At 57.7% G+C, this 12,771-nt stretch carries 12 protein-coding genes; 2 read left to right on the forward strand and 10 right to left on the reverse strand.

Going from position 1 to position 12,771, the window contains the following annotated elements; genetic code table 11:
• Positions 1-59: 59 nt before the first annotated feature.
• The 7 genes from dapA to AC2TDJ_RS12705 form a co-directional block, all read right to left on the reverse strand.
• Entirely contained in the window at positions 60-950 is an 891-nt protein-coding gene (dapA, locus tag AC2TDJ_RS12675; protein WP_480842722.1) for a 4-hydroxy-tetrahydrodipicolinate synthase, read from the reverse strand.
• Positions 947-2,491, reverse strand: coding sequence for a choline-sulfatase (gene betC, locus AC2TDJ_RS12680; RefSeq protein ID WP_480842724.1), 1,545 nt, complete (start codon positions 2,489-2,491; stop codon positions 947-949). The genes dapA and betC overlap by 4 nt, the downstream gene beginning before the upstream one ends.
• A gap of 2 nt (positions 2,492-2,493) precedes the next feature.
• Complete coding sequence (locus AC2TDJ_RS12685) at positions 2,494-3,441, reverse strand: aminotransferase class IV (RefSeq protein ID WP_480843035.1); 948 nt, start codon at positions 3,439-3,441, stop codon at positions 2,494-2,496.
• 18 nt (positions 3,442-3,459) lie between these two features.
• Positions 3,460-4,200: an amino acid ABC transporter ATP-binding protein gene (locus AC2TDJ_RS12690; protein ID WP_480842726.1), complete on the reverse strand. Its 741-nt coding sequence runs from the start codon at positions 4,198-4,200 to the stop codon at positions 3,460-3,462.
• Positions 4,201-4,212: 12 nt separating this feature from the next.
• Positions 4,213-5,286, reverse strand: a complete 1,074-nt coding sequence (locus tag AC2TDJ_RS12695) for an amino acid ABC transporter permease (protein ID WP_480842728.1) — start codon at positions 5,284-5,286, stop codon at positions 4,213-4,215.
• Between the two features lie 3 nt (positions 5,287-5,289).
• The gene (locus AC2TDJ_RS12700) at positions 5,290-6,456 is read right to left on the reverse strand and encodes an amino acid ABC transporter permease (RefSeq protein ID WP_480842730.1); all 1,167 of its coding nucleotides are present in this window, start codon (positions 6,454-6,456) and stop codon (positions 5,290-5,292) included.
• 65 nt (positions 6,457-6,521) lie between these two features.
• Positions 6,522-7,565: a transporter substrate-binding domain-containing protein gene (locus tag AC2TDJ_RS12705; protein ID WP_480842732.1), complete on the reverse strand. Its 1,044-nt coding sequence runs from the start codon at positions 7,563-7,565 to the stop codon at positions 6,522-6,524.
• A 124-nt stretch (positions 7,566-7,689) separates the two neighbouring features.
• On the opposite strand from AC2TDJ_RS12705, the gene AC2TDJ_RS12710 reads away from it, so the two are divergent.
• Positions 7,690-8,436 carry a GntR family transcriptional regulator gene (locus AC2TDJ_RS12710; protein WP_480842734.1) on the forward strand — a complete coding sequence of 249 codons (747 nt, stop codon included), beginning with the start codon at positions 7,690-7,692 and terminating at the stop codon, positions 8,434-8,436.
• A 49-nt stretch (positions 8,437-8,485) separates the two neighbouring features.
• Here AC2TDJ_RS12710 and tcuB read toward each other — a convergent pair whose 3' ends face one another.
• Genes tcuB through AC2TDJ_RS12725 form a run of 3 tightly spaced genes read right to left on the reverse strand, consistent with a single transcriptional unit; the run spans position 8,486 to position 11,629 of the window.
• Entirely contained in the window at positions 8,486-9,553 is a 1,068-nt protein-coding gene (gene tcuB / locus AC2TDJ_RS12715) for a tricarballylate utilization 4Fe-4S protein TcuB (RefSeq protein WP_480842736.1), read from the reverse strand.
• Complete coding sequence (gene tcuA, locus AC2TDJ_RS12720) at positions 9,543-10,937, reverse strand: FAD-dependent tricarballylate dehydrogenase TcuA (protein WP_480842737.1); 1,395 nt, start codon at positions 10,935-10,937, stop codon at positions 9,543-9,545. Before tcuA ends, tcuB begins: the two co-directional genes overlap by 11 nt.
• Before the next feature lie 11 nt (positions 10,938-10,948).
• On the reverse strand, positions 10,949-11,629 hold the full coding sequence (locus tag AC2TDJ_RS12725; protein WP_480842739.1) for a GntR family transcriptional regulator: 681 nt from the start codon (positions 11,627-11,629) through the stop codon (positions 10,949-10,951).
• Between the two features lie 110 nt (positions 11,630-11,739).
• Here AC2TDJ_RS12725 and AC2TDJ_RS12730 point away from each other — a divergent pair, with 110 nt between their 5' ends.
• Positions 11,740-12,771: an AbrB family transcriptional regulator gene (locus AC2TDJ_RS12730; protein WP_480842741.1), complete on the forward strand. Its 1,032-nt coding sequence runs from the start codon at positions 11,740-11,742 to the stop codon at positions 12,769-12,771.

A 12,771-nucleotide genomic window follows, 5' to 3' on the forward strand; every position in this document is an offset into this window, starting at 1 on the left:
CGCAAGTACAAAGGTTTACCGGGTGCGACAATCGAGACGCCCACCGCACCCGGGAGGAGTTACCAGTTCAGGATCGGCTCCATCGCTTCGCGCATGGCGGCCTTCTCATCATCCGTTAGCGGCCCCAGAGGCGCGCGGCACTCGCCCATCGGCATGCCCTGCAATTCGCAGCCATATTTGATTTTCTGAACAAACTTGCCGGATTCCAGGATGTTCATGGCCCGGTAGAGTTTCTTCATCATCTCACGCGCCTGATCCAAATCCCCTGCCCTGTAGGCGCGGTCCAGATCGCAGCAAGCCCGTGCCATGCAGTTCGACGGCCCGCAAATCCAGCTGTCCGCGCCCCAGAACATGAAGTCCAGCGCAATGTCATCCGAACCCGAAACCAGTTGGATCTTGCCCTCATAGCGGCTGGAAATATCGACGGCACGCTGCAATACGCCCGAGCTTTCCTTGATGCCGATGACGCGCGGGTTGTCGGCGAAGTGATCCATGAGCTCAAAGCTGATATCCGCGCCATCTTTCGCCGGATAGCTGTAGAGCACCAGGTTTACATCCACCTCGGCCAGCACGGTTTCGTAATGCCTGATCAACTCATCCTGTGTCGGGCGGGTATAGAATGGCGGTGCAAGCAGCACGTTGTCATAGCCGATTTCCTTGGCCATCGCCGTTTGCGCGATCACCTCGCGCGTGGCCGGGGCGTTGGTGCCTGCGATCAGGATTTCGTCGTCGTTGGCGAAATCCTTGATGAATTGCAGGACCGAGCGGCGCTCATCGGTGCTTTGCGAAAAGTATTCGCCGGTGGACCCGTTGGGCACCCAACCTGTAACACCTGCGTCCCGGAAATGTGTCAGCAGTTGTTCGAAGGCCTTGAAGTCGATTTTGTTGTCGGCATCAAAGGGCGTCACCAGCGCTGGCATGATGCCAGAGAGTTTCACGTTGTAGCTCATAGGTCGTTATCCTGCGGTTTGTTGTAGTGAAGGTACCCGCGCCGCTCGACGGTTGGAAACGCGTCGCCCCGGCGGACATAGTTTGTGTTTTGGGTGAGTGGCCGGGGCGTAAAATCCCAGATCTCCTCGCGCCCCGTGGAAAGCGCGTTGTCGATCAGTTTTCGCGCCACCTGGCTGGCGATGACATCGTCCAGCAACGTGTCCAGCGGCCAGGTTTCTTCGGCCAGTTGCGTCAGACGGTCCTCATCCGGATCGCCTTGCCCAGCGATGTTGTTCTGTTCCAGCGGATCCTTGGCAAGGTCGTAGAATTGTGGCGGGTAGGCGCGGGAGATCACCAGCTTCTTGGCCCCGTCACGGACACATACGCGTGGAGCAGATGTGCCGCCGTCTATGTGCTCCGAGAATACGGGACCGGTCAAAGGTTCACCGCGCACCGCCGGCAACAAGCTGCGCCCGTCAAGCGGTGTCCGGATCTCGGCCGCGCTCACTCCGCTGATATCGAGAAGTGTCGGGAAGATATCCAACAAGGACGCAGGGGCGGAGACGCGACCGGGAGTGTGCCCGGGATGGGCGATGATCAGCGGCACCTGAATGGCGGCGTCGAACAGGGTTTTTTTGAACCACATGCCCCGCTCACCAATCATGTCACCATGATCCGAGGCAAAAACGACGACTGTGTTCTCGGAATACCCGCTGTTTTCCAGCGCTTGCATGAGCCGCCCGAACAGGTTGTCGACGTAGGAGATCATGCCGTAATACCCGCGTCGGGCATTTCGGTAGTCGGCATCGTTCAGTTCGCATTTGTCCTGACCATAGTGATAATACAGCGACTGGCTGTGCGCATCGCGCTGATCGACCGGGATATGCGGCACGCGGGGCGCATCGATCTCTGCGTCCTCGTACATCTCCCAGTATTCGCGGGTTGTCACATACGGATCGTGCGGATGCGTCAGCGAGACCGTCATCATGAAGGGCCGGTCGTCATCGCAGCGCGCACGGGTGTATAGCTCTCGCACCGCGTGGTGGATGACGTCTTCGTCGTAGTCGATCTGCATCGAACGGGCGACCGGACCCGCGTCGCGCACGGTGTCGATGGTCGAGACGCCAAAGGTATAGGCGCGTTCTTCGTCCTTGTTGTAGTCGCGGAAATCGGCATCCGGTGTCCAGGACATATCGGCCGGGTAAATTTCGGTGGTCAGCCGTTCCTCGAACCCGTGATACTGATCAGGGCCGACAAAGTGCATCTTCCCGGAAATACAGGTGTAATAACCGTTCAGACGCAGATAGTGGGCGAAGGTCGGAGTTGATGCGGTGAACTCGGCCCCGTTGTCATAGGCTCCGATGCGTGAAGGCAGCCGCCCGGCCATCATGCCAAAGCGTGACGGCGCGCAGAGCGGATAGGGGCAATAAACGTTCTCGAATACTGTGCCCCGGGCGGCAAGCGCGTCAATGTTCGGTGTTTTGCAAACCGTTCCGCCATAGGTGCTCAACACAAACGACGTCAGTTGGTCGACCATGAACAGAATGATGTTTGGTTTCATGACTATTGCCCGCGTTGGGATTTCTGTCTCGCCACGTTATGGGCGACAAGATCTTTGTAAAGCGCCCGAATGCGACGGGTCACTGGCCCCGCGCCCCCTTCTTCACCGATGGTTTTGCCATCAATTGAGGCGACCGGTGTTTGAGCCCCGAATGTTCCGGTCAAGAACGCCTCATCCGCGCCATAAGCCTCGTAGAGCGAGAAGTTCTTCTCAAAGACCGGTATGTCGTTCCGGCGGCAGAGTTCGATGACTTTGGCCCGGGTGACCCCGTTCATGCAGTAGTCACCGGTCGACGTCCAAACCTCACCCCGCCGGACGATGAAGAAATTGCAGGCGTTTGTCGTGTTCACAAAGCCATGCGGGTCGAGCATCAGGCCCTCATCAGCCCCAGCTTGTTCCGCCTGCAGGCAGGCGATCACGCAATTCAGTTTGGAATGGCTGTTGAACTTCGGGTCCTGGCTGGTGGGCAGTCCCCGAACCTGCGGTACGGTCGCGAGCCGAATGCCCCGCGATTGCAGACCTTCTGCAGGCTTGGAATGTTCAACGATGGCGACAATCGTAGGCCCGAACCTGCTGAGACCTGGATGCTGAAACGGTTTTGCCTTGCGCCCGCGTGTGATCATCAAACGGCAATGCGCGTCCGAGACCATGCCGTTGGCCGCCGCTGTCCGGTCGAGAAGGTTTCGCACATCCTCAGGCCCCATCCCGATATCGATCGAAACGGATTTGAGCGAGTTGAACAGCCGATCCATGTGTTCGTCGATAAAGGCCCATTCCCCATCATACAGGCGAAGGCCTTCCCACATGCCGTCGCCCAGCATGAACCCGCTGTCATAGACCGAGATCTTGGCCTCATCCTTGCGTACAAGCTCACCGTTCACGTAGATAAGAAGCGCGTCGTTTCGCGCGTCTGTTTCGGCGTCATGCGTGGATATTTCGTGCGATTCCATTGGCATCTTAGTCTCTGATCAATGACCCAGGACCTGGCCCAGGAATGTCTTTGTGCGTTCGCTTTTGGGGCTCTCAAAAAACTCGCCGGGTGGCGCCTGTTCGATAATTTGCCCGTCCGCCATGAAAATCACCCGATCCGCGACCTGACGGGCAAAACCCATTTCATGTGTAACGCAGACCATGGTCATGCCTTCCTCGGCCAGACCAACCATCACATCCAGCACCTCGGATATCATCTCGGGATCCAGCGCCGATGTGGGTTCGTCGAACAACATGATCTCGGGCGCCATACACAGGGCGCGGGCAATGGCCACGCGTTGCTGTTGACCACCTGAGAGCTCACCGGGGTATTTGTGCGCCTGTTCGGGGATTTTGACCCGCTCAAGGTAGGACATGGCGGTTTCTTCCGCCTCTTCCCGCGACTGCTTGCGCACAAGCGTTGGGGCCAAAGTGCTGTTCTCGAGAATGGTCATGTGCGGGAACAGGTTGAAGTTCTGAAACACCATCCCGGCCTCACGGCGGATTTCGTCGATATTGTCGACATTGTCGTCCAGCGGGATACCGTTGACCTCGATGGTGCCGGCCTGATGCTCTTCCAGCCGGTTGATGCACCGGATCAGTGTTGATTTGCCTGACCCGGACGGGCCGCAGATCACCACTTTTTCACCGCGGCCCACGTCCAGATCAATGTCCTTCAACGCGTGGAAGTCGCCGTAATACTTGTTCATGGCACGGATGGAGATGGCTTGGTCTGACATGTGCAATTCTCCTCAGCGGCTGCCAACGCTCATGCGGCGTTCCAGATAGGCGCCATAGCGGGACAGTGAGAAAACGAAGACGAAGAAAAGGAGGCCAACGAACACGTACATTTCGATCGTCGCAAAACTCCAGTCGGCGGTACCTGCAGCAGCGCGGCCCGAGGCGAGAATGTCAAAGAAGCCGATGATCGTGACCAGCGAGGTTTCCTTGAACGTGATGACGAACTGGTTGATCGTCGGCGGCAGTGCGTTGCGGAACGCCTGTGGCAGAACGATATACCCGATCCGGTGCCAGTAGCCCATGCCAAGCGCCTTGGCGGCCTCTTCCTGACCGACCGGAATGGCCTGCATGCCGCCACGAATGATCTCGGCCTGATAGCAGGCAAAGAAAATGGCATATCCAATGATCACGCGGTACAGCTTGTCGCCGATTGCCCAGTCCGGCAGCACAAAGGGCAGGACGATGGCGAAGGTGAACATGATCGACAGCAGCGGCAAAGACCGGATGACGTCGATCACCAGCGCCATGGTTCTGGCGATCCACGGCAGCTTGGACCTGCGCAACAGCGCAAAGATGATCGATAGCGGCATACCCAGCAGGCAGACAGCGGCGAAGATGAACACTGTCAGTGAGAGCCCGCCCCAGTCGCGCTCGACCACGGGTGTCAGGCCAAAGACGCCACCGCGCATCAGGATGTAGAACGTTGCAAACCCGACCACCCAAAGGATCGGCAGGCGTTTAGCATTCCAAAACACGGGGACGCAGGACAGGATCGCGACAACCAGCATGACGATACAGGCCAGCGCGGATCGCCACTGCTCTTCAAAAGGGTAAAGGCCGAACAGAACGATACGCCAGCGCGTCGCAACGAAGGACCAGCAGGCCCCATGCTCGTGCGCGCGACATTCTTCGTTCTTCCCATATCCCCAGATCGCGTCGAGAAACGCCCAGTTGAACAGGCTCCACAAAACCCAGGCCGTGAATGCCGCAAGAAGAACGGTGATCGTGCTGTTCAGCGGCGTCGCAAAGTAGTGCTTCTTGATCTTGCTGAACGCTGGGATGCCGGGTATCGAAATGTCGGTCATCGCTCAGATCCTCAGCTGCGTGCCCTTGAGCTTGATTGCGTCGTTCACGCGATTCAAAACCCAGGCCATCGAGTAATTGATGATCAGGAAGCCGCCCATCAGGATCGCGATCAGTTCCAACGTCTGCCCCGATTGGTTGATGGCCGTGCTGATGACCATGAAAAAGTCGGTAAAGCTGATGGCAATGCCAATTGTTGTCGCCTTGAACAGCCAGACATACTGGTTGATCAGCGTCGGCATCACGATGCGGATGGCCAGCGGCAGGCGAATGCGGCTGAAGATGTGCCATGGGGACAAACCAAGGGCACACCCGGCCTCGGATTGACCTTTCGGGATGGCATTAAAGCCGGCGCGCACGATCTCGGCGATGTAGGCAGCGCCGTAGATGGCGATGGCGATCAGACAGGCCATCAGTTCCGGTGAAATACGGATGCCGCCCCGGTAATTCAGCCCGGCCGCTTCGGGAACGCTTACCAATGGTGTCTCGGGAATGCGACCGATCCACATCACGACTAGGGCTACCAGGAACGCGAGCGACCACAGCAGCTTTCGCTCTCTGCTGGCTTGCCGCAGATGAAGATCCGGCCACCGCTTTGCGCCCAGCCAAAGCGCCAGAGCAAAAGCGGCGACAAGAATTATGATGGACACAAAAACAGAGCCGCCGGTGACATTTAGGCCGGGTATGTAGATTCCGCGGCCTGTCAGGGCGATGCCGCCCAGAATGGGTTCGGCGTTGCGGGGGCTGGGAAGGCCCAGAAGCAGAGTGTACCAGAACAAAAGCTGCAGGATCAGCGGCGCGTTTCGAAACAGCTCGACAAATGTGGTGCCGACCAGTTCGGCCATTCCGTTGCCCGATGTGCGCATGACGCCCACGGCCACACCGATCACAGTCGCAACCGGCAAGGCGATGGCACCAAGAAACAGCGAATTGAGAATGCCAACAAGGATCGCTCGCGCATATGTGGAGTTGGTGCTGTAATCGATCAAGGAGAAACTGATGCGCCAGCCTGTGGCCCGTTCCAGAAACCCGAACCCCGAGGTCAGACCTTGCGCCTCAAGATTTGCGCGGCCAACCAGCACCATGACAACCAACATTGCAGCAATCCCGCCGACAAAGGCGAATTGCAGCCCGGCGTCCCTGACCCGTCTGTTTTTGATAAGTGATTGCATCGGCTCCTCCCCTGATCTTTGAACCGGGTGCAATTCACAGATCACACCCGGCACGCGTCGACGGTCTAGTCGATGATCATCGGATAGAAGACGCCGCCCGCGTTATAGAGATTGTTGATCCCCCGCGGCAGGTTGTAAGGAGAGCCCGATCCGATGTTGCGCTCGTAGATTTCGGCAAAGTTGCCGACCTCTTTGATCATGTTGTAAGCCCAGTCATCGGGCAGACCCAGACGCGCACCATAGCCTGGATTTACACCAAGAAAGGTTCCGACGGTGGCTGATGGCGGATTGGCTCGCACTTCGTCGACGTTTTCCGAAGTGATGCCCTCCGTTTCTGCGAACCAGAGCGAAGACAGCATCCAGTTCTGCACGTCCAGCCAGTCCGGATCACCTTCGGGGACAATGATACCTTCCGCCTCAAGCGCGATGACATCCGGAAGGATGACATGCGCATCGGCTCCGTCTGGTGCATCCACACGCCCCGCGGCGAGGCTCGGTGCCCATTCCACAAGCCCATCGCAACGGCCTTCGTAATACGAGTTGCGCAACTCGTCGCCATTTTCGAAAGTCAGCATTTCGGCGTCGATCTGATGCGTGTCGAGATAGGTTGCGGTGGCGCGCTCGGTCGAGGTGCCCGCTGCAACGCAGATCGTGCCACCGGCAAGATCCGCCATCGTATTGGCACCCAGATCCGTGCGTGTCATGGCCTGGAAAGCGCCGATGAAATACGGGCGGCTATAGGACAGGTTCAACTCGGTATCCCGGCTTTGGGTCCAACCGGAAACCTTGATCACCACATCAATATCCCCGGACTGCAGCGACGGCCAACGCTGCGCCCAACTGATCGGCACGATTTCCAGATTTCCTTCGGAAGTACCGAACAGACCGGCGGCAAGGGCCTTGCACAGATCGATGTCCACACCGCGCCAGTTACCCTGATCGTCCACTTCTGCGAACCCAAGGAACGAACCGTTGTGCCCGCTGCACAGCAGCGACCCGCGTTCGAGAACCGTGTTCAGGCGGCTGTCTTCGGCAACCTGGGCTTGCGCCACCTGAGATGTGGCGATGATTGCCATCGTTGCAGAAGCAATTGTCTTGGCAATTTTCATTTCTTTCTCCCTGTGTCGACATTATGTCTGCAAGTTTTTTGTCGACATTATGCCGACATGTCAAATTAAACTTGCATTTGGCTTAGACCGCCGCGACAATGAAGGGTGCTAGGAAGGTCTATAAATGGTTAAATCACAAGAACTTACACAAAAACACGCCAAAGGCCGGGGCTCAAAATTCGTATATGATGAACTTAAAAGAGAAATTCTGACACTGGATCTGAAGCCGGGATCGCCATTGGACGAAACCACTTTGTCAGAGAGATTCGCCATGTCGCGCTCTCCGATACGCGAAGCATTGGTGCGACTTTCCGCAGAAGGTCTGGTGGTGATGCTTTCAAACCGATCGACCCTGGTCTCTCCGATCGATTTCGCCGGGTTTCCCCGTTATGTTGAAGCGTTGGATTTCCTGCAGCGGATTAACACGCGACTGGCGGCAAAAAACCGGTCCGAAGACGAAGTTCCGGCAATGGAAGTGGCAGCGAAGGACTTTGATACGGCCTGCGCGAAAAATGACTATCTTGCCATGTCAGCCACGAATTACGACTTTCATATGGCTATTGCTGCGGCGGGCAAGAATCCATATCTGGCGCGGGCCTACGGTAAGCTCCTGACCGAGGGTCGCCGCATATTGCACATGCACTTTGACTACCTTGCCGCATCGGAGACCGAGCATCTGTTAAGCCCCGATCACTACGATATGGTCGAGGCCATTCGAGATCAGGATGTGTCTAAAGCCGATCAACTGGCCCATGCCCACACAAGACACTTCCACGACAGATTTGTCAGATTTATGAGCGCAAGTTACAGCGATGATTTCGATTTCGACCTGTCTGTGCGCGACGAAACCAAGGGTGCACTGATTCAGTAGTACCCCGAGATAACGCTCGGGGCCACATCTGAGCGGACCCATGCCAGCCTTATTCGCCCCTTTTTCGCTGCGCGTCTCTGACCAGAGCCGCCGTTCTGTAGAATCCGTGCGCCATTTTGGTGAAGGGTGTCAGCAGAAAGAAAGTCAGGACCGATCCGAGATGCAATGCAAGAAGTGCAGGCATCAATGTGGTAGAGCCCAACGCGTAAAGAACCAACCCGCTGAAACCGACAAAACCCAACAGCAGGATGAATCCGATCTCCCCGCCCCAGGCAGAGACATCGCCGAGTTCACGGTCTGACTTCTTTTTCAACCAAACCATCGCACCGCATCCAAGGGTCAATAGTAATCCGCCCGGAACCCCGAGCAGCTTGGGCAGCGACCAGAATCCGTAGGGCGCATGCAACCCGAAGGCATAGTGCATAATTGTGGCAACAGACGTGGAAGCGAAGCAAAGAAGGAAGCCGTACATGATTGCATGGTGCACGTGTCGGCGGGCTTGGCTGAAACGATCCTCGTCCTCGAAATTGCAACCCTCGCCGTGACCTGCGGCCAGATCCTGCATCGTTCCCGCGCGTTTGAATGCAGCAGACAGATCCGTCCATCGAACTGATTTGCCGCCCACCTCGTGCCAATAGCGCTTCAGGCTGATTGCGATGCTGAGCACTGGCAGCAGAAAGGCCGGGGTAAAGATTGCCACCATCGCATTGTGGGAGAGAACGGCATAAAACGCCTCTCCTCCGCTCGATCCGATTGCGCGAATGGCCCAGAAAAGTGTCGCGAAGCCGATGACCAGCGCCAAGGCAATGGCACCACCATGAGTATGAAACAGCCGAGCCACAGGTTGCGGCCAGGCAAAGCTCTCCCAGCTGTCGCGACGGACTTCGGCCAACGCCTTGGGCAGGTTCAGATCGAATTCATGCGGCGCCGTGTACTGACAGGCATAGTAGCAACCCCGACAGTTGTGGCAGAGGTTGGCCAGTTGCGTGATATCGCCGTCCGAGAATGCGCGTTCGGCATGCAGCGACGGAAAGACCGAGCAATAGCCCTCGCAATACCGGCAGGCATTGCAGATTTCTGCCTGCCGGCGGGCCTCGTGGATGAGATCAGTTTGCATAAGCGGCGGCCTCACGTCCAGCGATACGTCCAAAGACAGTTCCAATGGTCATGCCGAAACCGGCCAGGTACCCTTGCCCGAGTATCGATCCGGCCATGGTTTCCCCAGCGGCCCACAAGTTCCTGATTTTGCCTGCAGGCGTCGAACACTGGGCCCTGTCATCGACCTTTAGGCCCAGATAGGTGAAAGTCACGCCCGTGCGCAGCGAGTACCCGTAAAATGGAGGTTCGGTGATCGGACGCGCCCAGTTGGTCTTGGGGGGCGTCAGGCCGGCGGTCGCGACGCCGTCAAGTTCGGTCGGATGAAAAGCGGTCGTGTCTCCACAGGCCGCATTGAATTCCCCGACGGTCGCGTTCAGCTTGTCTGCTGGCAAACCCATCATATTCGCAAGCTCATCCAGCGTATCGGCTTTGAGCGGTGGAAACACCGAAGGCATGAACAGGTTGAGGGATTTGGCGTCGATGATCACGTATCCGACTTGATCCGGTTGAGCAGCGACCAGCCGCCCCCAAATCGCGTAGCGCTTGGGCCAGACGTCTTCGCCTTCGTCATAGAACCGCTCGGCGTTTTTGTTGACGACGATCGAGAATGGTACGCAGTCCAGACGGGTGACGATGCCCCCATCGAATTTGGGCGCGCGACCATCGATGGCCACGGCATGACATTGGGTAGGGTCACCAACGCTATCCACGCCTTGATTCAAAAGGTCGGCCAGAACGACGCCGCGATTAAACGGCGTACCGCGGATCAGAAAGTTCTGCGCGGCGGGGCCCCAGGCGCGGGTCAGCCAGTCGGTGTCAGCCTGAAAGCCGCCCGAGGCAACGATGACGGCCTTGGGCGCAATGCGATGGGCGTGGCCTTCGTGGGTGTAATCAACCCAATCAATTTGATCGCCATTCAATTCCAGATGCGTGACAGCCGCTTCGTAAAGGACATCCACGCCCAAGCCGTCCGCCGTGCGGTAATAGGCATTGACCAGAGACTTCCCGCCGCCCATGAAGAACGCGTTCGTGCGCGCCAGCGACAGAGTGCCTGAAAGCGATGGCTGAAACCGCACGCCATGCTCTTCCATCCATGGCAGGCATTCCTCGGAAGTCCGGATTGCCAGCCGTGCCAGGTGTTCATCGGTTTGGCCTCCGGTCACTTTCAGCAGGTCGGACAGGTATTCGTCTTCGCTGTATTCCTCGACCAGCGGGCCCAAAGGCGCGGAATGCATGCAGCGGAAGTTTCGGGTGTGGCGAGAGTTTCCGCCGCGATACGGCTTGGGGGCCGTTTCAAGGATCAGAACTTTTGCACCGGCCTCGGCTGCTGTCATTGCGGCGCAAAGTGCGGCATTCCCGCCTCCGATGACTGCGATATCATAGGCTTGGGTTTGGTTGGCCATTTTCGGTCTTTCTATTGGCTTTGATCCGTGGCGCGGTCCCGTTCCTGCAACGCGCGAATGCGCATGCGTTGTGCCGCCTGGATATGCGCGCGCATTTCTGTCTCGGCTGCGGCGCCGTCTCGGGCTTTCAGCGCGGCCATGATGCGCCGATGTTCAGCCACTGCCACCTCGGCCCGCTCGCCATCCAACAGCTGAGATGGTCCCAGGATCAGCAGTGCCTTTTGCAAAGACAGCATCGATTTTGCGAGAAAGCGGTTCTTGGCGGCATCCAGAAGCGTGGCGTGAAAAATCCGGTTGATCCGCGCGGCTTCGGGGCCTGTGCCTGCTTCGGCCAGCCTGTCGTTGAGAACCTCCAGCTCATCAAGTTCAACGTCCGAGGCCGCACGCGCAGCGAGCCGAGCAGCAGTGCCCTCGAGAACCGCGCGCATTTCGTAAAGCTCCATAATCTCGGCGTAATCGAGACTGCGCACTGTGGCACCCAGCCGAGGAACATGCGTCACAAGCCCGTCTGCCTCGAGTTGCCGGATCGCCTCGCGCACAGGTGTCCGGCTGACGCCCAACCGTTCTGAAACCTCAATCTCCCGCAACCGGTCGCCCGGCAACAAAGCACCCTCGCGAATCTCGTCCAGCAACCGCTGATACGCGGAATTACCCTGTGGACCTGGCTGAATTGAGTCGTCCTGAACGTTCATAATGCTCTCACTTGCATATTGCGTCCACTTGTATACATTTGGATACATACAGAGTCAACAGAATCGGAACTCGCATATTGTCCACCCGGATTTCTCAGCTTTCACCCCTGATGCAGAGGTCACTGACTTTTGGCCTTGCGGTTCTGGGCACAGTGGTTTTCTGGGCTATGGACTTGCCTCTGCCGTTTCTGTTTGGACCGATGACAGCCTGCCTTATCGCCGCATTGGCGCACGCACCTCTGGAAGGATTCGGACAGGTCTCGATTGCTGCAAGGACAATACTGGGTGTCGCTGTTGGGGCTTCGATCACACCCAGCCTGTTCGCCGAGCTTCCGAAAATGGCGGCATCAATCATGCTGATCCCATTCTTTATCATCCTGATCGCGCTGGTCGGGGTCCCGTTCTTTCGGAAGGTCTGGGGGTTTGACGACAAGACCGCATTCTATGCAGCCATGCCTGGCGGATTGCAGGACATGATCATCTTCGGCACAGAAGCAGGCGCCGACCCGCGCACGCTGTCTTTGATCCATGGAACGCGCGTGCTGATCATCGTGACACTGGCGCCATTGTTTCTGACGGTGTTTTACGACGCCGAACTGACCAATCCGATCGGTGAGCCCGCCAGCAAACTGCCAATCCACGAACTGTTGCTCATGGTCGTGGCTGCCATCGTCGGATGGAAGGGCGGAGAGAGAATTGGTCTTTTCGGCGCCTCAATTCTTGGGCCGATGATCCTGACGGCCGCGCTGTCGTTAGGTGATTTCATTCATACCCGCCCCCCGCGTGAGGCTGTTCTATTGGCACAATTCTTCATTGGTTGCGCAATTGGCGTGAAGTTCGTTGGTGTGACATGGCGCGAGCTTAAACGGGTCGTTGCGGCCGGTGTCGCATATGTCGTCGTACTAGCCATTCTGGCAGCGGCGTTCACTGCGGTCGTCACGACCCTTGGCCTTGGACGCCCTGTCGAAGCATTCCTGGCCTTTGCGCCGGGCGGTCAGGCGGAAATGACCGTGCTCGCAATTGTGTCCGGCGCTGATCTGGGCTTCGTGCTCACCCACCACCTGACGCGGATTGTGCTGGTGATCATAGGCGCACCGATTGTGGCCAATCTAATTGTCCGCTGGTCCAGACCTCAGGATTGA

This window comes from Ruegeria sp. HKCCD6647-2, assembly GCF_057221075.1.

Excerpts from the sequence above, each read along its gene's own strand:
- AC2TDJ_RS12695 (WP_480842728.1), bottom strand. The coding sequence starts at position 5,286 with ATGACCGACATTTCGATACCCGGCATCCCAGCGTTCAGCAAGATCAAG.
- tcuA (WP_480842737.1), bottom strand. The coding sequence starts at position 10,937 with ATGGCCAACCAAACCCAAGCCTATGATATCGCAGTCATCGGAGGCGGG.
- AC2TDJ_RS12700 (WP_480842730.1), bottom strand. The coding sequence starts at position 6,456 with ATGCAATCACTTATCAAAAACAGACGGGTCAGGGACGCCGGGCTGCAA.
- AC2TDJ_RS12705 (WP_480842732.1), bottom strand. The coding sequence starts at position 7,565 with ATGAAAATTGCCAAGACAATTGCTTCTGCAACGATGGCAATCATCGCC.
- betC (WP_480842724.1), bottom strand. The coding sequence starts at position 2,491 with ATGAAACCAAACATCATTCTGTTCATGGTCGACCAACTGACGTCGTTT.
- AC2TDJ_RS12690 (WP_480842726.1), bottom strand. The coding sequence starts at position 4,200 with ATGTCAGACCAAGCCATCTCCATCCGTGCCATGAACAAGTATTACGGC.
- tcuB (WP_480842736.1), bottom strand. The coding sequence starts at position 9,553 with ATGCAAACTGATCTCATCCACGAGGCCCGCCGGCAGGCAGAAATCTGC.
- AC2TDJ_RS12730 (WP_480842741.1), top strand. The coding sequence starts at position 11,740 with ATGCAGAGGTCACTGACTTTTGGCCTTGCGGTTCTGGGCACAGTGGTT.
- dapA (WP_480842722.1), bottom strand. The coding sequence starts at position 950 with ATGAGCTACAACGTGAAACTCTCTGGCATCATGCCAGCGCTGGTGACG.
- AC2TDJ_RS12685 (WP_480843035.1), bottom strand. The coding sequence starts at position 3,441 with ATGGAATCGCACGAAATATCCACGCATGACGCCGAAACAGACGCGCGA.
- AC2TDJ_RS12710 (WP_480842734.1), top strand. The coding sequence starts at position 7,690 with ATGGTTAAATCACAAGAACTTACACAAAAACACGCCAAAGGCCGGGGC.
- AC2TDJ_RS12725 (WP_480842739.1), bottom strand. The coding sequence starts at position 11,629 with ATGAACGTTCAGGACGACTCAATTCAGCCAGGTCCACAGGGTAATTCC.